Genomic DNA, 24,860 nt, shown 5'->3' with positions numbered 1-24,860 from the left:
GGTCAGCTCCGTTCTCGGCGCCGTGCGGCGCCGGGATCGTGGGAGAGGCGGGCGGCGGATTCCAGCAGCAGGGCGTGCACGAAGGCCTGCGGGAGGTTGCCGCGCAGCTGCCGCTGGGCGATGTCGAACTCCTCGGCGTACAGGCCGGACGCGCCGCAGGCGCCACGGTTCCGTTCGAACCAGCGGTACGCGTCGACCGGGTGGCCCTGCTGGTGTTCGGCCAGTGCCATGGCGAACCCGCACAGCAGGAACGCTCCCTCCGCTTCCGCCAGCGGCCGGTCGTCGTGGCGGAAGCGGTAGACGAAGTGGTCCTGGGCCAGTCGGTCACGGCAGGCGGCGAGGGTGGCGCGGGTGCGCGGATCGTCGGCGGCCGGGGCGCCGCGGACGGCGGGCAGCAGCAGAGCCGCGTCGACCGCCGGGTCGTCGGGGGCGCGCTGCCAGTGGCCGTCGGGGTGCACGCAGTCGGCGGACACGGCGGCGAGCAGGGTGTCGGCGAGCCGGGTGCAGGGGTCGGCGAGGGGGTGGCGGGGAGCCGCGCCGGCCAGGGCGCGGAGTCCGGCGACGCAGATGAGCCGGCTGTGGGTCCACGGCCTGGCCTCCAACTCCCAGATACCGGCGTCCGGTTCACTTCGGCGTTCGGCGATGGCCCGCACCGCGAGGCCGGCGGCCTTCCAGGCGTCGGCGTCCAGGCGGTCCGCGCGGTGGGCGGCGGCGAACAACAGCAGTGCCTCCCCGAAGCAGTCCAGCTGGAACTGGTCCGACACGTGGTTGCCCACCTGGCTGAAGCCGCCGGGATAGCCGGGCAGGTCCAACTCCCGTTGTCCCGGCACCGCGTGGCCGTGCACGGTGTAGGCGGGGGCCAGCCGCGGGCCGTCGGCGAGGAGCCGCTCGCCGACGAACCGGACGGCCGCGTCGAGCAGTTCGGGACAGCCGGCTGCGGCCGCCGCCTGCCCCGCGTAGCTCTGGTCGCGGATCCACACGTACCGGTAGTCGTAGTTGCGGCCTGCTTCCGCGCGTTCGGGGAGGCTGGTGGTGACCGCGGCGACCATGCCGCCGCCGTGACCGGTCAGGCCGCGCAGCACCGCGTAGGAGAGCCGGCTGTCGAGGGTGGCGACGGTGTTCCGCAGCGGGGGCACCGCCTCCCGCCAGGCCCGCTCGGTCGCGGCCCAGGCCGGCCCGGCCCGCGGGAGGTGACGGGGGAGCGGGGAGGTGGAGCATTCCAGGACCAGGTCGTGCGTCTCGCCGGGCCCGAGGAGCAGGTCGGTGCTCAGGCCCTCCGCGCCGGCCGCGGCTTCGGCGGCGCCCTGCCAGCGCAGCCGGTGGCGGCCGGAGGTGAGGTGCCACACGCCGTCCTCGCCGCGGTGCGGGGAGGCGGCCGGTGCGCGGCCGTAGTCGGCGCGCGGGTCGAGGACGACGCGGACGTGGGCCGGTCCGTCGACGGCGATCAGCCGCCGCAGCAGGACCAGCCGGTCCGGCTCGCCGGGGAAGGCGAGTGCCTCGCGGCACTCGAGGACGCCTTCGGCGGTGACCCAGCGGCTGCGCCGGATCAGCGTGCCCTCCTCGTAGTAGCCGCCGGGGACACAGCGGGCGCGGGGGGTGACGGCGTAGGCACCGCGGCCACCGATGAGGGCGGCGAAGACCGCCTCGTCGTGCCAGGTGGGAGCGCACAGCCAGGTGATGGCGCCGTCGGGTCCGACGAGGGCGCCGCGCTCGCCGTCGGCCAGGAGCGCGTAGTCGTGCAGGGGGTGCGGCGGGAACGCCGTGGTGGTCATGGGTGCTGCTCCTGTTCCCGTCCTGTTCCGTCATGTCCTGGCCTGTTCCGTCATGTCCTGTCCTTCTGTCAGTCCACCCGGTAGGGCCGCGCCCGCTCCGTGGCGAGGGTGAGGCCGAGGCCGGGCGCGCCGCCGGCGCCGGGGGTGAGGGTGCCGCCGGTGGGGGCGAGGACGCCGTCGAAGAGGAGGCGTTCGACGCGGACGTGGTCGTGGAACCACTCCAGGTGGCGCAGGTTGGGCACCGTGGCGGCGGCGTGCGCGTGGGCGTGCGGGGCGCAGTGCCCGGAGATGTCGACACCGCGGGCCTGCGCGAGGGCGGCGGCGCGCAGCCAGACGGTGATGCCCCCGCAGCGGGTGACGTCGGCCTGCAGGCAGCCCACGGCGCCGGCGGCGAGCAGGTGCTCGAAGTACGGCAGGGTGTAGCCGTACTCGCCGGCCGCCACCTCCGGGGTGACGCGGGCGCGGATCGCGGCGAGGGTGGCCGGGTGGTCGGCGGAGACGGGTTCCTCGAACCAGGTCACCCCCTCGTCGGCGAGTGCCCGGCTCACGCGTACGGCCTGTTCGGCGCGGTAGCCGCCGTTGGCGTCGACGTACAGTTCGGCGGCGTCGCCGATGACGGCACGGGCCCTGGCGACGCGCCGCCGGTCCCGTTCCTCGCGGCTGCCCCACGACTCCGCGATCTTGATCTTGACGCGGGGAACGTCCTCCTCCTCGACCCAGCCGCGCAGTTGACGCTCCTGCCGGTCGTCGTCGTAGGTGGTGAAGCCGCCGCTGCCGTAGACGGGCACCTCGTCGCGGGCCGCGCCCAGCAGGTGCACGAGGGGCAGGCCGAGCAGGCGGGCCTTGCCGTCCCACAGCGCGATGTCCACGGCCGCGATCGCCTGTGCGGCGACGCCCGGCAGCCCGGCGTTGCGCACCGCGCGCCGCATGGCCTCGTTGACGCGCGGCACGTCGAGCGCCGGGGAGCCGGTGACCACGTCGGTGAGCAGGTCCTCGATGACGTGTGCCGCGGCGGCGGGCGCGTAGGTGTAGCCGAGGCCGGTGACGTTCCCGCAGCGGACGGTGGCCAGGACCAGGGTGGTGCTGTCCCAGCCGAGGGTGCCGTCCGCCTCGGGGGCGTCGGTGGGCACCGTGTAGACGGCGGTGTCCACCCGTTCCACGACCGGGGTGTCGGTCACGTGGTGTCCTTCGCACCGGGCCGGTCCTCGCGGTCCCGGTGGCCGGGCAGGAATTCCTGCACCTTGGCCTTGAAGCCCTGGCGGACCATGCCCGCGCGGTCGCTGTCGCCCTTGAGGACGGAGGCCGCGGCGGCCTCTATCTGGTCGAGGGTGGCGTGCGGCGGGACGGGCGGTACGGCGGGGTCGGTGACGAAGTCCAGTACGCAGGGCCGGTCGGCGGCCAGCGCGGCCTCCCAGGCGCCCACGACCTCGCCCGGCTTCTCGACCCGCAGGCCCTTCAGGCCCATCAGGCGGGCGACGTCGGCGTAGGGGACGTCGGGGATCGACTGGGAGGGCAGGAACTGCGGGGCGCCCGACATGGCGCGCATCTCCCAGGTGACCTGGTTGAGGTCCTGGTTGTTCAGCACCGCCACGACGAGCCGGGGGTCGGCCCACTCCCGGTAGTACTTGGCGGCGGTGATCAGCTCGGCCATGCCGTTCATCTGCATCGCCCCGTCGCCGACGAGCGCGATGGCCGGGCGGTCGCCGTGCGCGAACTTCGCGCCGATGGCGTACGGCACTCCGGGGCCCATGGTGGCGAGGGTGCCGGAGAGCGAGCCGCGCATGGCGCCGCGCAGCTTCAGGTGCCGGGCGTACCAGTTGGCGGCGGAGCCGGAGTCGGAGGACAGGATCACGTTCTCCGGCAGCAGGTCGTTCAGCGCGTGGACGACGTACTCGGGATTGACCGGGTCGGCGTCGACCGCGGCGCGCCGTTCCATCACCTGCCACCAGCGGGCGGTGTCCTTCTCGATCTTCTTGCGCCAGCCCCGGTGCTTCGACGCGGAGAGCAGCGGCAGCAGCCGGGTCAGGGTCTCGCGGGCGTCGCCGACCAGGTTGACCTCGAAGGGGTAGCGCAGGCCGACCATGTGCGGGTCGATGTCGATCTGCACGGCCCGGGCCTGCCCGAACTCCGGCAGGAACTGGGTGTAGGGGAAGGACGAGCCGATGACGAGGAGGGTGTCGCAGCCGGTCATCAGCTCGTACGACGGCCGGGTGCCGAGCAGGCCGATGGAGCCGGTGACATACGGCAGGTCGTCGTCGAGGACGTCCTTGCCCAGCAGCGCCTTGGCCACCCCGGCGTGGAGCCGGTCGGCGAGCGCCATGACCTCCTGACGGGCCCCGCGGGCCCCCTGCCCGACGAGGACCGCCACCTTCTCGCCCGCGTCGAGGACGTCGGCGGCCCGCCGCAGGTCCTCGTCGCTCGGCACCGGCGCGTAGTGCGGCATGCCGAGGCTGGAGGGGACCATCTTGAAGGCGTGCCCGGGCGGCGAGTACTCCAGCTCCTGCACGTCGGCCGGGACGATCACGGCGGTCACCGAGCGCCGGGCGACGGCGGTGCGCATCGCCCGGTCCAGCACGTTGGGCAGTTGCTCGGGGACGGTGACCATCTCGCAGAAGTCGGAGGCGACGTCCTTGTAGAGGCTGACGAGGTCGATCTCCTGCTGGTAGGAGCCGCCCATCGCGCTGCGGTTGGTCTGGCCGACGATCGCGACGACGGGCACGTGGTCCAGCTTCGCGTCGTACAGGCCGTTGAGGAGGTGGACGGCGCCCGGCCCGGAGGTGGCGGCGCACACGCCGACCCGGCCGGAGAACTTGGCGTAGCCGACGGCTTCGAAGGCGGCCATCTCCTCGTGACGGGCCTGGATGAACCGGGGATCGTCGTCGGCGCGGCCCCAGGCCGCGAGCAGACCGTTGATGCCGTCGCCGGCGTAGGCGAAGACATGCTCCACTCCCCACTCGCGCAGGCGCTCGAGGAGGTGGTCGGAGACCTTCTGCGACATGTTCGAGGACCTTTCCGTAGTGCGTGGTGAGCGGTACCGGGGGCGGCACCGGGAGCAGGGTCAGGTGCGGTGCAGCGAGCGCAGGGCGGCCCGGCCGGCCGTCGTCGCGGCGGCCGAGGTGAGGGCGGCGGCGCCCGCGGTGGCCGCCCACCGGGCCGCGCGGGAGGGCGGGCCGGGGCGCACGGCCAGGCGTTCGGGGTGCTCGCTCGGGAGGGTCCCCTCCAGGCCGAGGGCCAGGGCCTCCGCCAGGTGCAGGGCCCGCCGCCCGGTGCCGCCCTGTTCGATCTGGGTGCGGCAGCTGAAGCCGTCGGCGAGCAGCAGGCGGTCGGGTGCCGCCGCGCGGACGGCGGGCAGGACGCCCTGCTCCGCGATCGCCATCGAGACCTCGTGGTGGCCGCGGGTGAAGCCGAAGTCGCCGGCCAGCCCGCAGCAGCCCTCGTCCAGGACGTCGGCGTCCAGGTGGGCGCGGCGCATCAGCTCCCGGTCGGCGTCGAACTTCATGATCGCGTGCTGGTGGCAGTGGGTCTGCACGGTCGCGTGCCGCGCGAGCCCGGGCGGCCGCCAGTCGTCGGGCGCGTGGTGGACGAGGTGTTCGGCGAAGGTGCGGACCTGTCCGGCCAGCCGCCGTACGTCCTGGTCGGCGGACATCAGCTCGGTGGCGTCGGAGCGCAGGACGGCGGTGCAGGACGGTTCGAGACCGATGACCGGGGTGCCCGCCTCGAGGTGGGGCCGCAGGACGCGGAGGGTGCGGCGCAGCACCTTGCGCGCGACGGTGAGCTGGCCGGTGGAGATCCAGGTCAGGCCGCAGCACACCGGCTCGGTGGGCACGGTGACGCGGAAGCCGGCGTCCTCCAGGACGCGTACGGCCGAGACGGCGACGGCGGGGTGGAAGTAGGTGCTGAACGTGTCGGGCCACAGCACGACGGTGCGCGGGTCGGCCGGGTCGGGTTCCTCGCCGGCGCGGTCCCGCCACCACTGGAGGAAGGACCGCTCGGCGAGCACGGGCGCCGGGCGGGCCGCGTCGACGCCGGCCAGCCGCTTGCCCGCGCGGGCGAGACCGGGCGCGTGGAGCGCCGAGTTGACCAGTGAGGGGGCGACGCGGGACAGGCGCGCCCACACGGGCAGCCAGCCCATCGAGTAGTGGGTCGCGGGACGCGTCCGGCCCTCGTAGTGGTGGGAGAGGAACTCCGCCTTGAGGGTGGCCATGTCGACACCGGTCGGACAGTCCGACTTGCAGCCCTTGCAGGCCAGGCACAGGTCCAGCGCGTCGCGTACCTCCGTGGAGCGCCAGCCGTCGGTGACGGCCGAGTCGGCGTGGCCGTCGAGCATCTCGAACAGCAGCCGGGCCCGACCGCGGGTGGAGTGCTCCTCCTCCCGGGTGGCCCGGTAGGAGGGGCACATGACGCCGCCGGAGTGGCTGCGGCAGTTGCCGATGCCGACGCAGCGCAGCACCGCGCGGTTGAAGGAGTGGTCGTCCTCGGGGAAGTCGAAGTGCGTCGCGGGGGTGGCCGGACGCCAGGAGGAGCCCAGCCGCAACTGCCCGTCGACGGGGTGGGGGTGGACGATCTTGCCCGGGTTCATCCGGTTGCCGGGGTCGAACAGCGCCTTCAGCTCGCCGAACGCGGTCACCAGCCGCTCGCCGAACATACGGGTGAGCAGCTCACCGCGGGACTGGCCGTCGCCGTGCTCGCCCGACAGGGAGCCGCCGTAGGAGACGACGAGGTCGGCGGCCCGCTCCAGGAAGCGGCGGAAGTCGGCCACGCCCCCGGCGGTCCTGAGCCCGAACGGGATGCGGGTGTGGACGCAGCCCTGCCCGAAGTGCCCGTACAGGGACGGGTGGTCGTAGTCGAACTCCTCGAACAGCTCCTCCAGGTCCCGCAGATAGTCGCCGAGCCGGTCGGGCGGGACCGCCGAGTCCTCCCAGCCCTCCCAGGTCTCCCGGTCGTCGGGCGGGCGCGCGGTGACGCCGAGTCCGGCCTCGCGCGCCCTGAGCATGCGCTGCTCGCGTTCCGGGTCGTCGGAGAAGGCGACGTCGCCGCCCTTCTCGGACCGGCCGAGGGCGCGCAGCAGGGCGTGCGCCTGCTCGTCGACGTCGTCCTGGCTGTCGCCGCCGAACTGCACCAGCAGCCAGCTGTCGCCCTCCGGCAGGGTGTCCAGCGACTCCAGGTAGGCGTGCTCCTCGCGCATCAGCTGGGCCATCCGCCCGTCCAGGGCCTCCAGTTGGTTCGGGGCGCAGTGCTCCAGCAGGCGGGGGACGTCGTCGGCGGCGGCGCGGATGTCGTCGTAGCCGAGGACCAGCAGCGACCGGTACGCCGGCACCGGCACCAGATCGAGCTCGGCGTGCAGCACGGTCACCAGGGTGCCCTCGCTGCCGACCAGCGCTCCGGCCACGTCGAAGCCGTTCTCCGGCAGCAGGGAGTCGAGGTTGTAGCCGGAGACCCGGCGCGGGATCTTCGGGTAGCCGTGCCGGATGTCGGCGAGGTTCTCGGCGACGATGCGGTCCAGACCGGCGTACAGCTCGGCGCGGCGGCCGCCCTCCGCGGCGATCCGCGCCCGCTCGGCCGCGGACGTCGGCCCCACCCACATCCGGACGCCGTCGTAGGTGAGCACCTCCAGGCGGCGCACGTTGTCCACGGTCTTGCCGTACGCCTGCGCGGACGCGCCGCACGAGTTGTTGCCGATCATGCCGCCCAGGGCGCAGTGGCTGTGCGTGGAGGGCTTCGGCCCGAACTGGAGCCGGTGGTCCGACAGCCGCCGGTTGAGCGCGTCCAGGACGATCCCCGGTTCGACCACGCAGGTCCGCGCGTCGGGATCGACGGAGACCAGCCCGTGGCAGTGCTTGCTCCAGTCGATCACGACGGCCGTGTTCGTCGACTGGCCCGCGAGGCTGGTGCCGCCACCCCGCGACAGCACCGGGGCGCCGAAACGGGCGCACACCCGCACGGCCCGCGCCCCGGCCTCCACCGTGCGGGGCACCACGACACCGATCGGGACCTGGCGGTAGTTCGAGCCGTCGGTGGAGTACGCGCCTCTGCTGCCCGCGTCGAACCTGACCTCGGCGTCCACCTCCTCGCCGAGCGCCGTCACCAGCCGGGCCGCGTCGGCGCCGGAGAACACGGAACCGGAGCCCTCGGGGCCAAAAGCGTCGAAAGGAGTGCGAGGCATCGGAGGAACCGCCTTTCCTGAGCCTGAGCCTGAACTCGAGTCTGGGCCTGGGACTGGGACTGGGCCTGGGCCGCTAAACCGAAGAGCGGATGCCGGCTTCCAGCGGTCTGTTCCCGCGCAGTGCCGTGGCGCCCTCGCGCCAGGCGCCGAGCAGCCTGGCCGCCAGGCGGTCCTCCAGGTGGGAGGTCGCGCGGATCCCGAACACCACCTCGGGATCCAGGTGCGGTTCGCCCTCCAGGAGCCCGCCGACCACGTCGTGCCGTACGACCTGCTCGTGCACCGCGTCCGCCTCCACGTGCTCGGCGTAGAACCGGACGGCCGCCGGGCCCGCGCCCACGCGGCGCAGCGCCTCGGCGAGACGGCGCGAGCCCGGGGACGAGGTCGTCTCGACGGCGGCGAAGTGCCCGACGAGCGCCGCGCGCAGGGCGCGGTGCAGACCGAACAGGGACATCAGGTTGACGGTGGCGAGCGCCTCGGCCGGCGCGGCGTCGACGTAGTGGCCGTACGCCGTGTCCAGCCGCAGGTCCTCCATGAGGTCGGCGAACAGTTCCGCGTGGATCTCGTCGGCGCGGCCCGCACCGAACTCGTCGAACTCGACGGCGACCATGGCGGCCTTGGCCCGCCCGTGGAGCCGCGGGAGGACCCAGGCGTGCGGGTCCGCCTCCTTGAGGTGGTACAGCGAGCGCAGCGCGGCGTACTCACGCAGGTGGCCGAGGCCGCCCTCGTCGCGGAGGAAGTGGGAGACACCGCCGTCGTCGCCGACCGGTTCGAGCTGGAGCTCGTCCAGCGCCTGCCGGGCCGTGTCCGTGGCGTCCACCGGCACGTCCGCGCGCAGCGCGCCCAGGAAGCGACGCTCGAGCGCACCCCGCCAGGCCAGCAGGCCACCGTCCCACTCCAGGCTGTCGGGGACGCCCTGGAAGCCCTGGTAGTGCAGTTCGTAGAGGATGTAGAGGGCGAGTTGCAGGTCGTCGCCGTAGGCGGAACACCGCTCGGGAGACGGCACACTCCCGGGGGCCGTACTCCCAGGGGCCGGACTCCCGGAGTCCGCGCCCCGCAGCAGGGCCGTCACCGCGGCGGAGAGCGGGCCGCGCGGCTCGGGCAGCGGCGGAGACAGCAGCCGGAGCCGGCGCCGGGACGCGGAGCCGGTCACGGGGCCTCGCCCTCCTTCCGCTCGGTACGGGAGCCCGGGCCGGAGGGCTTGCAGCGGCGCCGATGACTGGTGTCGCACCAGGGAAAGATGCGGCTCCGGCGACAGGTGCAGACGGCCACGGTGAAGCGCTGGGAGACCATCACCTCGCCGTCCTCGCCCACCACTTCGACCGGCCCCTCGATGAGCAGCGGCCCGTCGCGCTGGACGCGGACGCGGCGGGGGCGTTCAGGCGTGTTCGGCACGGATGACCACCAGCTCCTCCGTCGTTCCGTCGGCCGCCAGACCCTGCTCGCGCAGCCAGGCGAGCCGTGAGCGCAGCACCCGGCCGAAGGGCAGCCGGGTCCGGTCGACCACCTCCGGGCGCAGACCGGCCCCCTCCAGCCGGGTCAGGGTGTCGTCGACACCGCACAGGTGCGAGTGCACGAGCAGGAGCGTCCCGGCCGGCCGCAGGACCGTCGGCGCGCTGTCGCAGATGCGGTCGATCAGCAGCCGGCCGTCCGAACCGGCGTCCCAGGCCCGGGCGGGGCCCCGCGGCGGCGCGGTGCCCGGGGTGGGCACGTAGGGCGGGTTGGTGATCACCAGGTCGAAGCGGCGGCCGGGCACGGCCGTCGCCAGGTCGCCGTGGCGCACCCGCAGGGACTGGCCGTTCAGCCGGGCGTTCCACCAGGTGGTGGCGAGCGCCCTCCACGAGATGTCGACCGCGGTGACCCGGCCGCCGAGCCGGGCCGCCTCCACCGCGAGCAGGCCGCTTCCGGTGCCGAGGTCCAGCACGTCCGTCTCTCCCGTGATCCGCTCGCGACGCAACGCCCGCCTCAGGAGCCCGGTGTCGGTCTGCGGGGCGTACACGCCTCTGGGGACCCAGTGGCGCAGACGGGGGGCGGCGGTGCGGGATTCGGCCGACACGGAGGCCGGCACGGGGACTGTCATGGGTGCCTCCCTCAGCCACCTGCCCGCAGGGGCAGCGCCGACAGGGCCCGCGCGACACCGAGGAGGTTGTCGGCCATGGCGTGACCGGTGCTGTGCGCCCAGTCGCGGCCCCGCTGTTCGTCCAGGTAGTCGGGCCCCGGACCGGGGCCGAGGTGCCAGTACGTCCAGGCCTGGCCGGGGATCGTGTCACCGATGTCGGCGAGGCCCCCGGAGATCTCGCTGATGACGTGGTGCGCGCCGTCCTCGTTCCCGGTGACCACCACACCGGCCACGCGGTGGTAGGCGACGGGGCGGTCCGCGTCGTCCGTCTCGGACATCATCGCGTTCATGCGTTCGAGGACGCGCTGCGCCACCGAGGACGGCCGGCCCGGCCAGGTGGGCGAGGCGATGACCAGGATCTCGGAATCCAGGAGCTTCGAGTGGACCCGGGGCCACTCGTCGCCGTCGCCGGCATCGGTGGCCACACCGGGGGCGATGGCCAGGTCGACGGCCCGTACGGACGTGACCTGCACGTTCTGTTCGGAGAGCCGCTCCGCGACCACGGAGGCCGGTGCCTCGGTGTGGGAAGGCTCGGGGGACCGCTTGAGAGTGCGGTTGACGACGAGTGCTTTCACGATCGCTCCGGCATCGGGGGCGGGTGGCCCGCTGCACGCACATCCACCGGCAGCGGTGCCCCACGAGTACCCCACGACACCGGACGTAACGAGCGGGGCTCCTACGACACCACCCGGCTCCGGACCATGACGGACGTCTCGGCCGACGACCGCACGCATGGCCGCAGGTGTTCCAGGAGCCCTTCGGGAACGGGGTAGGGCGGCTCGTGGGGAAGAAGCCGCCGGGCGGCTTCCAGGTCGCCGTCCCGCACGAGCCCGTGGATCTCGTGCGCGAGGGCGGTGGTGTCGGTGACGGAGACCGTCCACTCGTCCGCGTAACGGCGTGCCGCCTCACCGGCGAGTCCGAGCTGCAGCGAGCGGTGGGCGAGCGGCCGCAGGTGCACATCGCGCTCGGGGTCCCACTGGACCCGCGCCGGAGCCCGCTTCAACTCCCGCCTCCAGGCGGCCCGGTCGGCGTGCAGCCCACGCTCGTAGTGGGACAGGCAGGCATGCTCCAGCGCCCACTCGAAGCCCTCACGGGTGATCTCGACCGCGAGCACGACCTCCTGCCCCTCCTTGGTCCCCCACCCGCAGCGGTACATCATCCAGAGGAAGGACGGCTTGATCCACGTCATCCGGTCCCGCTTCCAGGCCGCCGGGAAGCGGCCCTCGCGGGCTGCGGGCAGGCCGATCTCCGGTCGGTACGCCTGGTAGACGACGACTGTGGAGCCGGTGGAGCGGGCGCGGATCTGATGCTGAGGTTCTCCCACGGTGACAGCGTGCGGAATCCGTCCGACGCGCGCCGGCGAATTACCCGGGCGCTCGGTCGCCGAGGGAGGGACCGGGTCTCACCGGAAACACCCGTGGCTTCCGGCTACCTGCCCGGGGCGCGGAAGGTGACCTCTCGGCGGGTGGCCTCGTCGACCTCGTCGAGGGTGAGGAGCGGGGTGGCCCGGGTCTGAAGGGCGCCGCTGGCCTTGACGGCGAGACTGACGGCGGCCATGGAGACCGCGTCGGGGAAGTCGACGACGATCACGGTGTCGCTCTCCCCGAAGGCGAAGTACATGGACTCGACCTCCCCGCCGAGGCCGGTGACGACCTGGTCGACGGCGGCGCGGCGGCTGCTCGCGCCGTCCTTGAGCAGGCCCTTCGCACCCTCGGACGTGTAGGTGGCCTGGATGAGGAACTTCGGCATGGGGACGCTCCGTGCTCATCGATGATCGGTGTGCAGAGTGACCTTCCCGCTGTCAGGCCGACAGTCGGCCACCGAGCGGCTGGATTCACCCGTCGGAAGCTGAACCATGGCGTAGGGCCGACGGCGGCGCCGGTACGTGCGGGGATCGGGAGCGCCGGGCGGCGGGATCTTCGGCCGCCCGGGCCCCGGCTTCCGGTTTCGGCGTTCAGCCGGCTTCCTGAAGCGGACAGATCCGTCGACCCCGGCGGCCGAGCGGCTCGGCCGCCGGGGCCGACCGGCAACCGAAGTGCTACGTGACCAGGGACACCACCATGGCGATCAGTCCGATCGCCACCAGCGCCACCACCACCATGATCAGGACGAGCGCCATCGGCCCCCACCCCTTGCGCAGTTCGTGCGGCTCCGGATACGAGATACCGGAGATGCCACCTTCGGCGGGTGGTGTCTCACCAGGGGACACACCGCCGCCCGGCTTGATTCCCGGGGTCCGCCTGGGATCGGGATCAGGAGTCGTCATGGCGCACGCTCCTCTCGGTGCTCGTCTGCCATGTGCCTGCGGGCCGGTGCGACCACTCGCCCTCGGTGACCAGGACGGCACCGACGTCCTGGTCCCGCGTCATCCGGGTCACAGCCGTCACCGAGGCCTGAGTTCGACGGTCGCCGGGGCGCTCGTCATGACCTCGCTGGCCTCGGGGACCTGCTGCGCCGTGGAACCACCCTTCCGTGTGGCGTGGGCGGTACGCTCACCGCCGCTCACCCCCGAGTACCCGTGGGCGACCGGTTCTCACGTCAGCACCGGGGGCATGTGGGCGACGGTCGGAACCGGTGATCGTGCACGGGTACGGACGGATGAACTTGCTCGGACGTACTTCCTGACCTGCGAGGGCGCTTGCCCGTGAGCTGCCGGGCCCGGAGCCGGGTATCGCCTCACGGGCGGGCTGTGGGCGGGCTGTGGGCGGGCTGTGGGCGGGCTGTGGGCGGGCTGTGGGCGGGCTACGGGTACGAGTCGGGAGTCGCCGAGCCGAGCGCGACGCTCAGCGGATTGCGGCGATGCCGACGCCTTGCCGCGGGGGCTGCCCGAAAACCACCCGGCTCGACCCGCGGCATGGGGCCGGGGCGCACGTGGCGACGGCCGTTCCGGGAGGACAGGCACACCGTGACCGACGCCCCCACCGTGATGTGCCAGAACGCGGTCACCGGAGCCGACAGGGCGTGGACCAGCGCGGCCCGGGCCACGGCCGGCTCGGTGACGGCCACCACGTGTCCCGCGTGCGGCGGCAGGCCGTCGATCCAGTCCGCGATCCGTCGGCAGAACCGGCGCACGGATTCGCCCCCGTGGGGTACGGCATCCGGGTCCGTCAGCAGGGCGGAGAGCCCGTAGGGATCGGTGACGGCGACTTCGGCGGCGCTGCGGCCGCGCCACTCGCCGTAGTCGAAGTCGCGTAGCGCGGGCTCCACCTCGGTCGTGAGGGCGAGAGCGTGAGCGGTCCGCGCGCAGCGGAGGGAAGGCGCCCGGACGGCCGTCGAGTACCGGGTCGGGACCGCTCCGACGACGTCTGTGCCGACCGGGCCGCGCTCGCGCGCCGCAAGGTCATCGAAGATCGGCCGGCCCGTGTCGTCCCCGGCGACCGGACAGAGGAACGTCAGACTGATCGACATCCGGCTGCTCTCCCTTCTGCGACGAGGTACCGCCCGCTGCCTCCACAGTCGGGCACCGCCGCCGGTGAACCCATCCGGCACCTGTCCAGAGCCGTCCCGCCGACCGGCTGGAACACCCCCGCCACCCGGCGGCTGTCGGTCCCGGCACCGGGAAGCGCGCCCGGTGGTGGGTACGCATCGGACAGTGGGGCCCGACGGCGAGTGGAGCACGCATGATCCGGGTGATGGTGGTCGACGACGAGGCGCTGATCCGTACCGGTTTCCAGCACATCCTCGAGGCGGCGGACGACCTCGAGGTCGTGGCGGCGGTTTCCGGCGGTCGGGCGGTCCGAACGGCACAGGAGCGACGCCCCGCCGTCGTACTGCTGGACATCCGCATGCCCGACGTGGACGGCCTCACCGTCCTGGCCGACCTGCGCGCGCTGCCGCACCCTCCGGTGGTGGCCATGCTCACGACGTTCGGCATGGACGAGTACGTCACCGCGGCACTGCGCTCGGGCGCCGCCGGCTTCCTGCTCAAGGACACCGACCCGGAGCAGCTGCCCTCCCTGGTGCGGACTCTGGCAGCCGGCGGCACCGTCCTGTCGTCGGAGGTCACCCGAACCGTCGTGGACGGCTACCTGAACGCCGGCCCGCAGCAGGCGGCCGTCCGCAGCCTCGACCGGCTCACCGACCGCGAGCGTGCCGTACTCGCAGCCGTCGCCGAGGGCCTGACCAACGCCGACATCGCCGCACGGATGCATCTGAGCACCGGCACGGTCAAGGACCATGTGAGCGCCGTCCTCACCAAGCTGGAGGTGGGCAGCCGCGTCCAGGCCGCCCTGCTCGCGGAACGCGCCGGCTTCCTCAGGACCCCGCGGGACCGGGAGGGAGCATGAGCACCCGCCGCCCGCCCGCCCCCCTGCTGGACGCCGCCCTCGTCGCGGTGGCGCTGCTCGATGTCTGGGTCCATGCCGACGCCTCCGAGCCGCTGCGCTTGGTCTGCGCCCTGGTCGCCGCGTTCGTCCTTCTCCTGCGCCGGCGCCTGCCGAGGCTGACGTTCCTGCTCACCCTTCCCGCCGTTCTCCTCTCCGACTCGGTCTTCGCCGCCCTGGCCGCGCTGTACACGCTCGCCTCGCTCACCCGTGGCCGCACTCTGCTGGTCGTCTGCGCCGTGGCGTTCACCTTCAGCGATCTGGTCTCGTTGCCCTCGCCGGGATTCGACTTCTCGGCACCGTCGACCTTCATCGCCATGGGCTACACGGCGGCGACGGCGGCCGCCCCGGTCTTCCTCGGTCAGCTCGTGCAGGCCCGGCGCGATCTGTCGTTGCGGCTCGCGGAGATCTCCCGGGCCCGCGACCACGAGCGGCAGCTGACCGCCCAGACCGTGCTGGCCAGGGAACGCACGACCCTCGCCCGCGAGATGCACGACGTCGTCGCCCACCAGGTCAGCCTCATCGCGGTGCGGGCCGGGGCACTCCAGGTCGGCAGCCGCGACACCGACGTCCGGCAGGCCGCGGCCACGATCCGGAAGCTGAGTGTGCAGACGCTGGAAGAGCTGCGGCACATGGTCAGCGTCCTGCGCACCGCCGGGGGCGATCCCGTGGAACTGGTCCCGCAGCCCTCGCTCGCCGATCTCCGGCGGCTGGTCGACAACAGCGGTATCGAGACCGAGCTGCGGACGGACCTGCCGGACGGTCTGCCACCGCCGGTCCAGCGCGCCGTCTACCGCACCGTCCAGGAGGCGCTGACCAACGTGCGGAAGCACGCCCCCGGCGCGACAGCGGTCGTTCGCATCCGCCACGAGCACGCAACGGTCCGTGTCACCGTCACCAACTCACCGCCGACGCGTCCCGCTCTCTCCCTTCCCGGCGCCCACCACGGCCTGGTCGGCCTGCGCCAGCGTGCCGAGCTGCTCGGCGGCACCGTCACCTGCGGCCCCACCCCGGACGGCGGCTACCGACTGAGCTTCGCCCTCCCGGTCACCGGCACACGGTGACGAGGCGAACCGGGTGACCGACGACGTCGTAGGCCGCCCGCCCGGCACCCCCGCCCCCGACTTCCCTGCCCCGGCTCCCTGCCCCCGGCTCCCCTGTACCCACCACCGCTCTCCGCCCCGGTCCGTGACCGAGGAAACGGTGGAGGCGACACCGGGCGTGCGCAGGAGCGGATGAGCTCCACCATCGACATGCTCTTCGAGGACGCGCGCGGGCTGCGGGCTACGGCTACGGGCTGCGCTCACCCGCTCGTCACCGTGGTTCCCGCAGGATCGGGTGGGGAGGGGGACGGTGTCCCTCCGGGTGGTGGGGGGAGGTTCCCGCGGCCTGAGGCTGTGGGCCCCGATACGGGTACCGTGCCGAAAACCGTGAGCAGTCGGCGGGCAGGTGTCACTCAAGCGCTCAGATGAGCGGCATCAGGACAGTAGTGGCCGAAGTGCTCACACCTTTGGGATGGTGTGTCCTCCCCGGGGCGTGGACGTGTGTCCCGGCGTCGCCGTGTCGAGGCCGTCCGCCCGATCCGGGACGAGACCGGAACCCCCGTCGAGGGCCTGACCGGCGCGATCGCGTCGGACCGAGAGGTGGGGCGACGGTGACGACGGACCCGTCGCAACCCGGGCTGTGATCTTTCCGTCTTGCTTCGACGGGCAGCGCTTCGTGAAGGGAAAGCGGTTCCGGCCGGAAGACGACGAGCGAAACCCGCCCTGACATGACCGACATCTGACGGACCAGCCAAGAAGTGAGACACATGCCACCGCAGGACGTTTCTCGAATAAGCCGGAGGGCCGCGCTTTCCGCGGGGCGTCGACCACGGGCGAGACTCTGGGCCGTGGCGGGTGTCGCGGCCCTCGGATTCCTCATCCTGCTGGAGTTCGCCGCGCGTCGCCACGGCCTGCCGGGGCCGATCACCACCCAGGTGCGAGAAGTGGTGGTCGCCCCCAAGTCGGGCGGCCTGCTGTACGCCGCCATGGCGTTGACGGCGGTGGTCCTCACCTGGCGGCAACGGTTCATCGCGGTGGGCGCGGCGATCGGTATCGACATCGCCTTCTCACTGGTCCGGTGGGCGGTGGACGCCGGGACGACCGGCGGCCATCCCTTCGGCAACGGCGCGTTGTGGGTGATCCTGGGTCACGCGGTCATCGCGGTCACCCGCCGCACCGGCCGGGAACGTGTCCTGCTGCTGAAGGGCGTCGGGCTGGGTCTGCTGCTGGTGGCCGGCCGCAAGACCGGTGACACCTGGCTGCTCCTCACCTCGAAGACCCGCCCCATGGTGCTCGACCAGTACGTGGCGACGGCCGATCACGCGTTGGGCGATCCGTCGTGGCTGGTGGGCCGGATCGTCACCGCCACCGGCCCCATCGGCTTCAACGTCCTCGACGTGGTCTACGGCCAGCTCGCGGTGGCCGCGGTCGTCGTCGCGCTGTACCAACTGCGCGGGGTGGCGGCCGAGCGCCGCTTCCCGGGCCACCACCTGGTACGCACCTTCCTGGTGATCGGCCTCCTCGGGCCGGCCTTCTACATGGTCTTCCCGGTGGTCGGACCGCTCTTCGCCTACGGCACCGGCACCGAGTACTGGGCGGCGGTCAGCCTGTGGGCGCCGGACATCCCGTCCAGCGAGCACTGGGCGGTGGCCGACCTGTGGCCGCGGACGCCGCCGCCGATCGACACCCCGCACCCCATGCCGTTCGACGGGATCACCCCGCGGAACTGCATGCCCAGCCTGCACACGGCGTGGGCCGTCGCGCTCTTCCTCCACACCCGGCAGGGCCCGCGCGCCCTGCGGTACGCAGGAACGTTCTGGCTGATCGCCACGCTCACCGCGACGCTGGGCTTCGGCTACCACTACGGCGTGGACCTCATCGCCGGCGTGGTGTTCGTGCTCACGATCGAGGCGGCTCTGCGGTCGTTCGACCGGGGCTGGGACCGGGCAGGGGTCCGACTGGCCGCTTACGGAGCGACGGTCTTCGCCGCGCTGCTGCTGTCCTATCGCTTCCTGCCGTCGCGGATGGCCGAGTATCCGTGGGTGTCAGGCCCTCTGCTCATGCTGGCGATGGCCTCCGTGGTCCACGGCTACGTACGGACCACCGCGGCGTGGGAACCGAGGGACACACCGGCGCGACAGCCGCAGCCGGAACCGGAACCGGAACCGGAACCGGAGCCGCAGCCGGAGCCGGAACGGCAGCCGGAACCACAGCCGGAGCCGGAACCGAGCTGAACCGTGATGCACCGGGTTGCCCGCTGCTCCGACCTCGCCGGTGCGTGCTGACGTGTTCCGGGCTCCCGCTCGGCCCGATGCGTCAGGCGTGGTAGGCGTGGGTCTGGGTGGCCTTCACCGTGGCCCAGACGGTGGCGCCGTGGTGCAGGTCGAGTTCGGCGGCGGCGACCGCGGTCAGGTCGGCCGCCAGCGGGAGTTCGCCGGTGAGGTCGGCGCGGATCTGGTCGCCGTGGGTCTCCAGTCCGGCCACCTCGCAGCGCCAGACGTTGCGGGCGCTGGAGCCGGTGGGACGCTCCCGGTGCAGGGTCACCGCGCTGGGCGGGAAGGCGACGAAGACCGGTCCGGTGAGGCTCTCGGACGTGGCGACGGGGGGCCCGTCGTCGAGGCGGACGGTGTGTCCCCGTGCCTGGCCCCGGTAGAGGTTGAGGCCGACCAGGTGGGCGATGTAGTCGGTGCGCGGGTGGCGGGAGATGTGGGCGGGGGTGCCTTCCTGGACGACGTGTCCGTTCTCGACGACGACGAGGCGGTCGGCGAGGACCATGGCGTCCAGCGGGTCATGGGTGACGAGTACGGCGACGGCCTCGAAGCCGGCCAGGTGGCGGCGGAGCTGGGCGCGGACGTCGAGGCGGGTGCGGGCGTCGAGGGCGGCGAGCGGTTCGTCGAGGAGCAGCAGCCGGGGGCGGGTGGCCAGGGCGCGGGCGAGGGCGACGCGCTGGGCCTGGCCACCGGAGAGCCGGCGGGGCTTGACGGCGGCGTGGTCGGTGAGGTCCATGCGGTCCAGCCACTCGGCGGCCTGGGCGCGGGCCTGTGCCTTGCTCGCGCCCCGGCAGCGCGGGCCGAAGGCCACGTTGTCCAGCGCGGACAGGTGGGGGAAGAGCAGGTAGTCCTGGAAGACGACCCCGACCGGACGGGCTTCCGGCGGTGTCCGCTCCAGCTCCCGGCCGTCGAGCCTGAGGTGTCCGCCGGTGAGCGGGACGAGACCGGCCAGGGCCCGCAGGGCGGTCGTCTTGCCGGCGCCGTTGGGTCCGAGCAGGGCGACCACGTCGCCGGGGGCCGCGGTCAGTGCCACGTCGAGGCGGAAGGCGCCGCGCTCGACGACGAGCCGTGCGTCGAGTCCCTGGGCGACGGTACCCGCGGCAGGGTGCGCGGTCGTCTTCTCGGTGCCGGTCATGAGGCGGTCATCCAGCGGTCGCGCAGTCCGGCCAGTACGGCGATGGAGACGGCGAGTAGCACCAGGCTGAGGGCGATGGCCGCCTCCGGGTCGTTCTGCAGGGCGAGGTAGACGGCCAGCGGCATGGTCTGGGTACGGCCGGGGAAGTTGCCGGCGAAGGTGATCGTCGCACCGAACTCGCCGAGCGCCCGCGCCCAGGCCAGGACGGCACCGGCCGCGATGCCGGGCGCGATCAGCGGCAGCGTGACCCGGCGGAACGCGGTGAAGCGGGAGGCGCCCAGGGTGGCCGCCGCCTCCTCGAAGCGGGGGTCGGCGGCCCGCAGGGTGCCTTCGACGCTGATGACCAGGAACGGCATCGCCACGAACGCCTCGGCCACGACGACGCCCGCGGTGGTGAACGGCAGGGTGATCCCGAACCAGGAGTCCAGCCACTGCCCCACGACCCCGTTGCGGCCCAGCGCCATCAGCAGGGCGACACCGCCCACCACCGGCGGCAGCACCAACGGCAGCGTCACCAGGGCCCGTACGAGACCGCGTCCGGGGAACTCGACCCGGGCCAGCAGCCAGGCCAGCGGTACGCCGAACAGCATGCTCACCACGGTCGCCGCCGTGGCGCAGACGAGGGACAGCCGCAGGGCCTGCCACACCGCGGTACTGGCCAGCAGCTCGGGCATGCTCGGCCAGGGGGCCCTGATCAGCAGGGCGATCAGGGGGACGAGCAGGAACGCCAGCCCGATCAGTGCGGGCACGAGCAGCGGCAGGGGAACACCACCCCGGACCTGCGCACCTGCCCGAGGACGGCGCCGCGGCCCGCCCGTGCGGAGTCGGGCCACCGCACCGGCCTTGCGCGGCGAGGTCACGGCGCGGTGAACCCGGCCTCGGTCAGCACCTTCTGGCCCGCGGCGGACTGCACCAGTGCGATGAACGCCTTGCCGGCCTCGCCGTTCGGTGCGTCCTTGAGCAGGGTGATCGGGTAGTCGTTGACGGCCTCGGCCGACTCGGGGAACTCCACGCCCTCCACCTTCTCACCGGCCGCCTTCACATCGCTCCTGTAGACGACGGCGGCGTCGGCCTCCTTGAGCACCACCTTGTTCAGGGCGGCCTTGACGTCCTCCTCGTAGGAGACCGGGGTGAGCTCGAGACCGGCCGCGGTCAGCGCCTTCTGGGCCGCGGCGCCGCACGGCACCGCCTTGTCGCACAGCACGACCTTCAGATCGTCCCCGGTGAGGTCCTTGAGGGAGGAGATCCTGTCCGGGTTGCCGGGCAGGGTGGCGATCTCCAGCTGGTTGCGGACGAAGGTGGCAGGGGTTCCGGCGGCGTCCCCGGCGTCCGTGACCACCTGCATCGTCTTCGGGCTGGCCGAGGCGAACACGTCGGCCGGGGCCCCGCTGGTGATGCCCGCGGCGAGTGAGTCACTGCCGCCGAAGTTGAAGACGACCTTCGTGCCGGGGTGCTCCTTCTCGAACGCCTCTCCGATCCTGGTGAAGCTCTCGGTCAGCGAGGCCGCGGCGAAGACGTTCACGGTCCCGGACACCTTGTCCGCACCGCCGGCCGCGGCGGAGCTCTCGGGCTTCCCGCCGGAGTCCGAGCCGGACGACGAGCAGGCGCTCAGGGCCAGCAGGGCGGCGGCGCCCGCGCCGGTCACCTGAAGCATCCGGCGGGTCCGGCGCGCGGAACGGATCATCACGGGTCCCACTTCCTCATGTCCTGAACGGACTTGTCCACGGTCTCTCGACGACCACGTCGGTCGACTTGATCACGGCGGCTGCCGGAACACCGGGCTCCAGCCCGAGTTCCTCCACCGGTTCGCGGCTGACCGGCGCCCCCACCCAGCTGAGCGGGGGAACCGGTGGACCCCCGCTCGGCGGGGTGCTGCTGCCGGACGTACGCCGCGGGGGCCGCGCCGGTGAGGATCCGGTGACCCGTCCCGTCGCGTGCGACGGCGGGTGCTCCGCCGTCGGCCGGACGCCTCACGGCGCTGGCGCTGGCGCTGACGCCGAGCAGGGCGGCCGCGTCCCCGATCCGGTAGCTGTGCACACGTGGATGATAATGCCGCAAATGCCAGGCGAAAGCCTCTTGTCGCTTTGCGTGAGCCGGGCACTTCATCACCTGGCTTGGCATGTGCGTTTACAGGGGAAGGGTGGCCGGGTGCGGTGGTAGCCCGTGAGTCAGTCCCGCGCAGCCGACGGCACGGTGGACAGCGTCTTCGGCGCGGGTCTGCTCCACCACGTCCCCGGCCCCGCCGTATCCCTCGTCGAATGGACGCAGAGCGTCCGACTCGGTGGGCAGGTGGGCCGGGGAGGCTTCGCTCAGACGCGGTCGATGTGCACGTTCGTGGACTTCACCCGGGCGGTGGCTTCCACCCCCACCTCCAGTGCCAGTTCCTCCACGGCCTCCCGCGTCAGCAGTGACACCAGCCGGTGCGGACCGATGTGCAGGACACGTCCTCCTCGCCGCTCCCGCTCCGGGCGAGTTCCACGGAGAAGGCGGCGAGGTCCTTCCCGTCGATGAGCCGCTTGCCGCCCTCGTCCCGACGGGTCGCCACCCGGCCCGCGTCCGCCCGCCGTCGCGCGGTGTCCGCACTCACGCCGAGCAGCCGGGCCGCCTGACCGATCGTGTATGCCTGCATACGCGCCAAGACAGGTCAGCGACACAGCGCACCTTCGATCCCACGGCGTCGTCGCCGCCCGCGCCCAGGAGGTGGCAGGCCTGCTGATCCTGCCGCCGTGCCGGGTGCCCGGCGTTCGCCGTACCGCGGCAGACCCCGCGAATTCCCGCACCCCCCTGGACGGTCAGTGGATGATCGGGGGCGCAGGAGGGGCGGTGCTGTACAGGGCGTGTACGGCTGTTCGCGCCGCTCGCTCCACCGTGGAGATGCCGTGGGACATGCTCGGGCTGCCGTGCGAGAGGACGACGATGTAGAACGTGCTCCCGTGTGCCTCTACTCGTCCCATGCTGTTGATCACCCAGCGTTTCGAGTGGGAGCGCTGCAGCCAGCCGTTCTTGAGCTGCCAACGGCTGCCTTCCGCGGAGACTCCCCAGTCCTGGTCGGCGTCGATGTGCCCCATGAAGGTCCGGATCAGCTGGCGTGAGGATGTGCTGAGCGGTGAAGTGTCGGCGAACACGGCGTTCAACAGGGTCAGTTGGTCTGCCGCGGTGGTGCGGGTGAGGCCCCAGTGGACATCCGGTCCTGCTTGGGTGGAGGTCAGCCCCAGGGCCTTGTTGGCGTCAGTGAGTCCTGGGCCGCCGCCGATACGTCGCCACAGGGCGCCCGCGGAGTCGTTGTCGCTGCTCTGGATCATCGAGGCGGCGGTGGACGTCTCCCACGGGGTGAGCGACCGTCTTTCGTGCTGGGTACGCAGCAGCAGTGCCGCCAGGATGTCCACCTTCACCAGGCTCGCGGTGACGTGTGTCTGTGAGCCGTACACCGTCCGTCGGCCGGTCCTGGGCTCCAGAACGGCGACCGACACCTGAGTGCCGCTCTGTGCTCGAATCGGTTCGAGCAGACGGGTGAGTGCGTTGCCCACATCCGTCGGGGCCGGCGTCCGCGTGCCGGGGAGGCCCGGCGGTGCTTGGGCCGGCTTGCTGTTGACCGGCGTCACGGGTGTCTGGTTCTGCGTCAGGGGGCGTCCGGACCGGTCACCGGTTGCGGTGTGGCCGGCGGCGAAGCAGCCCGTGAGCAGCATGCCCACTGTTGAGCAGGCCAGCACCAGCCGTATCCGCCCCCGCCGCGCGCAGGCCTTGCCGTGTCCGCTCGGGCCGGGCGGGGCAGGCCGGTGCCCCGTTCCGTGGGGTGGGCGGGCAGCATGACTCGGATTCATCGGGAACCTCGATCGCACAAGCGGGAGAAAGCCGGAGAGAGCACCACGCCCACAGTTTTTTCCGGGGCGAGGCGCGCCGCATCCCGGGGCGGTTTCCCCCTAAAGGCGCAACACGCTCACTGCGGACGCCACCTGACGGGCCCTTGGAGATGAAGCGAAGGCCCGTCTCCCGTGGCCCTGTACACCTGCCCCGTGCCGCCATGTCGTGCGACACACCCCCCGGGACTCCTGGTGCGATGGCCTGTCCACGCCACTCTTCCCGGTGAGCATCGTGCAGCGTTTGGAGGAGTTGCGCGGCGTGGCTGCGGGTGTCATCGAGGCCGGTCCGGGCGTGGAGTACGTCGGCTGTCTCAGGGACCGGTGAGGGATGCCGTGCATACGGGCTGCCTCCACCGCACCCTCACCGGCCTCGGCCGCGCTGCCGCCGTGTGCCGTCGACCGGAATCAACCGCGGCGTCCGGCCCGTGACGCCGGCTTCGGAACCCTCGGCCCGGGAAGCGACGGGGCTTGGACGGCCGGATGAGCGCTGACCTGCGTTGCCGCTGTTTCATGAGTCTGGTCGCACCGCTGCCGACCGTGGTTGTCCGCCCTGACGGGCACGGACGGGGCACGGCCTCGACAGTCGTCCCGGGCCGTCACGGTGATCGTCATGGCCTCGGGCTTCCGGCTCCTCGGAGGCGGTCACCACCGGGTGAGCAGCAGGTGGTTGAGGAGCAGGGCGAGCAGCGCCTGGGCGGTGAGCCAGGCGCGGACGGGGGCCCCTCCTGTTCGTGGGGGTCCCCCCTGCTCGTGGGGGTCCCCCCTGCTCGTGGGGGTCCCCCCTGCTCGTGGGGGTCCCCCCTGCTCGAGCGAAGTCGAGAACTTGGGGGAGAAGTCGAGAACTTGGGGGAGAAGTCGAGAACTTGGGGGAGAAGTCGAGGACTTGGGGGAGGAGCCGGGACCTCGGGGGAGGGCGAGGAACGCGCACGCCGGGAGCAGCCACAGTGCGAAGGGAAGCCAGATGCGTTCCGTCTCCGCCTTGCTCATGCCGGACAGGTCGGCGACCAGCAGGGCGAGGAGGGCGGCGGACACGAGGAGTGCGAGGCGGGTCTCGGCTGCCCGGCCGGGGGCGCCGCGGCGGTGGCGGACGAGCACCGCACCGGTCCGCCGCAGGCCCGCCGCCGTCGCCAGGCCCGTGACGAGCACCGTGCAGGCGAGGTTGGCCCACACCCAGTAGCCGTAGGGGCGGATGCCGCCCACGCCCTGGTGGTAGCGCGTGACCAGCAGGCGGTACGCCTCCCACCAGTCGAACCCGGCGAGCGTGAACGCCGTCGGGACCACCGCCAGTCCGGCGAGCAGGGGCACCAGCAGGGCGGGGCGTTCCCGGATCCCGTGCCGGCCGAGCACCAGGACCGCCGCCGCGATCAGCGCGACGAGCGTGAGGCCGTACGACAGGTAGCAGGCCAGGCCGAACAGCAGCCCGGACGCCCCCGCCCGCCACAGGGACCGTCCGGTGACCGCCAGGGCGAGCAGCGCCACCGCCCACGCGGCCACCGCCGCGAAGTACGCGTCGGCCGAGGTGCCCATCCACACGGCGGCCGGGGCCAGGACGAGGAAGGGCGCCGCCCGTCGCGCGAGTTCCTCGTCGGCCAGGGCGCGGACCGTGACCAGCACGGCCGCGCAGGCCGTCGCCCCGACGGTGATGCACCACACCCCGGCCCAGCCCCCGCCCCGCAGCCCGATCCGGTCGAGCAGGACGAAGGTGAGCGGGGCCGCGGGCGGGTGGCCGGCGATGTGGGCGGGCCAGTGGTCGGGGGAGCCGAGCAGGATGTGCCGGGTGAAGCCCCGCAGCGCCGCCGGGATGTCGTGGAAGCGGTCGATGACCTGGAGGTACTCGTGGGGGGTGGTGAGCCGGCCGGCGATGCCCCGCTGCCAGCCGTCGACCAGGGCGAGGGAGAAGGTCCACGCCGTGGCCGTGCCCCACGTCAGGGGGACCAGGGCCCGCCAGGGAAGACGGGCCGCGAGGGCGGGGCCGTACGCCACGGTGGTGATCGCCACCAGGACGGCCGCCGGAGTGCCGGGGCCGAGGTGGGGTTCCCAGGACGCCAGCAGTGGGGGCCAGTCGGCGAACAGCGTACGGTCGGCCCCCTGGATGTGGCGGCCGACCAGCACGGCCGCCGTCACGAGCAGCACGGCGGCCCCGGCCGCGTACAGGTCACGGCTCGGGCCGCGGGGCACG

21 protein-coding genes and 1 pseudogene are annotated in these 24,860 nt (G+C 73.0%); 3 read left to right on the top strand and 19 right to left on the bottom strand.

The features are described 5' to 3' along the window. Positions 1 to 2: 2 nt before the first annotated feature. The 13 genes from PYS65_RS17475 to PYS65_RS17415 all read right to left on the bottom strand — a co-directional run bounded on the left by PYS65_RS17475 (position 3) and on the right by PYS65_RS17415 (position 13,459). A complete protein-coding gene (locus tag PYS65_RS17475) occupies positions 3 to 1,772 on the bottom strand; it encodes a glycoside hydrolase family 15 protein (protein WP_279334878.1) in 1,770 nt (589 codons plus the stop codon). A 68-nt stretch (positions 1,773 to 1,840) separates the two neighbouring features. Continuing rightward, positions 1,841 to 2,950 (bottom strand): enolase C-terminal domain-like protein, encoded by a 1,110-nt coding sequence (locus PYS65_RS17470; protein WP_279334877.1) that lies wholly within the window; start codon positions 2,948 to 2,950, stop codon positions 1,841 to 1,843. Next, entirely contained in the window at positions 2,947 to 4,770 is a 1,824-nt protein-coding gene (locus PYS65_RS17465) for a thiamine pyrophosphate-requiring protein (protein WP_279334876.1), read from the bottom strand. Before PYS65_RS17465 ends, PYS65_RS17470 begins: the two co-directional genes overlap by 4 nt. 60 nt (positions 4,771 to 4,830) lie before the next feature. Next, positions 4,831 to 7,935: an FAD-binding and (Fe-S)-binding domain-containing protein gene (locus tag PYS65_RS17460; protein ID WP_279334875.1), complete on the bottom strand. Its 3,105-nt coding sequence runs from the start codon at positions 7,933 to 7,935 to the stop codon at positions 4,831 to 4,833. Positions 7,936 to 8,008: 73 nt separating this feature from the next. Next, on the bottom strand, positions 8,009 to 9,085 hold the full coding sequence (locus tag PYS65_RS17455; protein ID WP_279334874.1) for an iron-containing redox enzyme family protein: 1,077 nt from the start codon (positions 9,083 to 9,085) through the stop codon (positions 8,009 to 8,011). Next, on the bottom strand, positions 9,082 to 9,327 hold the full coding sequence (locus tag PYS65_RS17450; protein ID WP_279334873.1) for a CDGSH iron-sulfur domain-containing protein: 246 nt from the start codon (positions 9,325 to 9,327) through the stop codon (positions 9,082 to 9,084). Before PYS65_RS17450 ends, PYS65_RS17455 begins: the two co-directional genes overlap by 4 nt. After that, positions 9,311 to 10,012, bottom strand: a complete 702-nt coding sequence (locus tag PYS65_RS17445) for a HemK2/MTQ2 family protein methyltransferase (RefSeq protein ID WP_279334872.1) — start codon at positions 10,010 to 10,012, stop codon at positions 9,311 to 9,313. The genes PYS65_RS17450 and PYS65_RS17445 overlap by 17 nt, the downstream gene beginning before the upstream one ends. Positions 10,013 to 10,023: 11 nt before the next feature. Further along, positions 10,024 to 10,626 carry a flavodoxin family protein gene (locus PYS65_RS17440; RefSeq protein WP_279334871.1) on the bottom strand — a complete coding sequence of 201 codons (603 nt, stop codon included), beginning with the start codon at positions 10,624 to 10,626 and terminating at the stop codon, positions 10,024 to 10,026. Between the two features lie 101 nt (positions 10,627 to 10,727). After that, positions 10,728 to 11,375: a DUF4291 domain-containing protein gene (locus tag PYS65_RS17435; RefSeq protein WP_279334870.1), complete on the bottom strand. Its 648-nt coding sequence runs from the start codon at positions 11,373 to 11,375 to the stop codon at positions 10,728 to 10,730. A gap of 104 nt (positions 11,376 to 11,479) precedes the next feature. Continuing rightward, on the bottom strand, positions 11,480 to 11,800 hold the full coding sequence (locus tag PYS65_RS17430) for a GYD domain-containing protein (RefSeq protein ID WP_279334869.1): 321 nt from the start codon (positions 11,798 to 11,800) through the stop codon (positions 11,480 to 11,482). 289 nt (positions 11,801 to 12,089) lie between these two features. After that, positions 12,090 to 12,317, bottom strand: coding sequence for a DUF6480 family protein (locus PYS65_RS17425; RefSeq protein WP_279334868.1), 228 nt, complete (start codon positions 12,315 to 12,317; stop codon positions 12,090 to 12,092). Then, entirely contained in the window at positions 12,304 to 12,438 is a 135-nt protein-coding gene (locus PYS65_RS17420) for a hypothetical protein (RefSeq protein ID WP_279334867.1), read from the bottom strand. The genes PYS65_RS17425 and PYS65_RS17420 overlap by 14 nt, the downstream gene beginning before the upstream one ends. 355 nt (positions 12,439 to 12,793) lie before the next feature. Next, positions 12,794 to 13,459: a histidine phosphatase family protein gene (locus PYS65_RS17415; RefSeq protein ID WP_279334866.1), complete on the bottom strand. Its 666-nt coding sequence runs from the start codon at positions 13,457 to 13,459 to the stop codon at positions 12,794 to 12,796. 212 nt (positions 13,460 to 13,671) lie between these two features. Here PYS65_RS17415 and PYS65_RS17410 point away from each other — a divergent pair, with 212 nt between their 5' ends. The 3 genes from PYS65_RS17410 (at position 13,672) to PYS65_RS17400 (ending at position 17,650) form a co-directional block, all read left to right on the top strand. Continuing rightward, on the top strand, positions 13,672 to 14,337 hold the full coding sequence (locus PYS65_RS17410; RefSeq protein WP_279334865.1) for a response regulator: 666 nt from the start codon (positions 13,672 to 13,674) through the stop codon (positions 14,335 to 14,337). After that, the gene (locus PYS65_RS17405) at positions 14,334 to 15,437 is read left to right on the top strand and encodes a sensor histidine kinase (RefSeq protein ID WP_279334864.1); all 1,104 of its coding nucleotides are present in this window, start codon (positions 14,334 to 14,336) and stop codon (positions 15,435 to 15,437) included. Before PYS65_RS17410 ends, PYS65_RS17405 begins: the two co-directional genes overlap by 4 nt. A gap of 827 nt (positions 15,438 to 16,264) precedes the next feature. After that, the gene (locus PYS65_RS17400; protein WP_279334863.1) at positions 16,265 to 17,650 is read left to right on the top strand and encodes a phosphatase PAP2 family protein; all 1,386 of its coding nucleotides are present in this window, start codon (positions 16,265 to 16,267) and stop codon (positions 17,648 to 17,650) included. Between the two features lie 82 nt (positions 17,651 to 17,732). Here PYS65_RS17400 and PYS65_RS17395 read toward each other — a convergent pair whose 3' ends face one another. From PYS65_RS17395 to PYS65_RS17365, 6 genes and pseudogenes are all read right to left on the bottom strand, one after another. Further along, complete coding sequence (locus tag PYS65_RS17395) at positions 17,733 to 18,821, bottom strand: ABC transporter ATP-binding protein (RefSeq protein WP_279334862.1); 1,089 nt, start codon at positions 18,819 to 18,821, stop codon at positions 17,733 to 17,735. Further along, positions 18,818 to 19,681: a molybdate ABC transporter permease subunit gene (modB, locus tag PYS65_RS17390; protein ID WP_279334861.1), complete on the bottom strand. Its 864-nt coding sequence runs from the start codon at positions 19,679 to 19,681 to the stop codon at positions 18,818 to 18,820. The genes PYS65_RS17395 and modB overlap by 4 nt, the downstream gene beginning before the upstream one ends. After that, on the bottom strand, positions 19,678 to 20,505 hold the full coding sequence (gene modA / locus PYS65_RS17385) for a molybdate ABC transporter substrate-binding protein (protein ID WP_279337980.1): 828 nt from the start codon (positions 20,503 to 20,505) through the stop codon (positions 19,678 to 19,680). The genes modB and modA overlap by 4 nt, the downstream gene beginning before the upstream one ends. Positions 20,506 to 21,130: 625 nt before the next feature. Then, positions 21,131 to 21,450: pseudogene (locus PYS65_RS17375) on the bottom strand (TOBE domain-containing protein). A gap of 163 nt (positions 21,451 to 21,613) precedes the next feature. Beyond that, on the bottom strand, positions 21,614 to 22,507 hold the full coding sequence (locus tag PYS65_RS17370; protein WP_279334860.1) for a serine hydrolase: 894 nt from the start codon (positions 22,505 to 22,507) through the stop codon (positions 21,614 to 21,616). Between the two features lie 816 nt (positions 22,508 to 23,323). After that, on the bottom strand, positions 23,324 to 24,859 hold the full coding sequence (locus tag PYS65_RS17365) for a hypothetical protein (protein ID WP_279337979.1): 1,536 nt from the start codon (positions 24,857 to 24,859) through the stop codon (positions 23,324 to 23,326). Position 24,860: the final 1 nt, after the last annotated feature.

The organism is Streptomyces cathayae, from assembly GCF_029760955.1.
GTDB lineage: Bacteria > Actinomycetota > Actinomycetes > Streptomycetales > Streptomycetaceae > Streptomyces > Streptomyces cathayae.
This window is presented reverse-complemented; position numbering and strand designations above follow the sequence as displayed.

Coding starts and splice junctions, on each gene's coding strand:
- PYS65_RS17370 (WP_279334860.1), bottom strand. CDS start 22,507: ATGCTGCTCACGGGCTGCTTCGCCGCCGGCCACACCGCAACCGGTGAC.
- PYS65_RS17475 (WP_279334878.1), bottom strand. CDS start 1,772: ATGACCACCACGGCGTTCCCGCCGCACCCCCTGCACGACTACGCGCTC.
- PYS65_RS17460 (WP_279334875.1), bottom strand. CDS start 7,935: ATGCCTCGCACTCCTTTCGACGCTTTTGGCCCCGAGGGCTCCGGTTCC.
- PYS65_RS17395 (WP_279334862.1), bottom strand. CDS start 18,821: ATGACCGGCACCGAGAAGACGACCGCGCACCCTGCCGCGGGTACCGTC.
- PYS65_RS17415 (WP_279334866.1), bottom strand. CDS start 13,459: ATGTCGATCAGTCTGACGTTCCTCTGTCCGGTCGCCGGGGACGACACG.
- PYS65_RS17405 (WP_279334864.1), top strand. CDS start 14,334: ATGAGCACCCGCCGCCCGCCCGCCCCCCTGCTGGACGCCGCCCTCGTC.
- modA (WP_279337980.1), bottom strand. CDS start 20,505: ATGATCCGTTCCGCGCGCCGGACCCGCCGGATGCTTCAGGTGACCGGC.
- PYS65_RS17410 (WP_279334865.1), top strand. CDS start 13,672: ATGATCCGGGTGATGGTGGTCGACGACGAGGCGCTGATCCGTACCGGT.
- PYS65_RS17465 (WP_279334876.1), bottom strand. CDS start 4,770: ATGTCGCAGAAGGTCTCCGACCACCTCCTCGAGCGCCTGCGCGAGTGG.
- PYS65_RS17425 (WP_279334868.1), bottom strand. CDS start 12,317: ATGACGACTCCTGATCCCGATCCCAGGCGGACCCCGGGAATCAAGCCG.
- PYS65_RS17445 (WP_279334872.1), bottom strand. CDS start 10,012: ATGACAGTCCCCGTGCCGGCCTCCGTGTCGGCCGAATCCCGCACCGCC.
- PYS65_RS17430 (WP_279334869.1), bottom strand. CDS start 11,800: ATGCCGAAGTTCCTCATCCAGGCCACCTACACGTCCGAGGGTGCGAAG.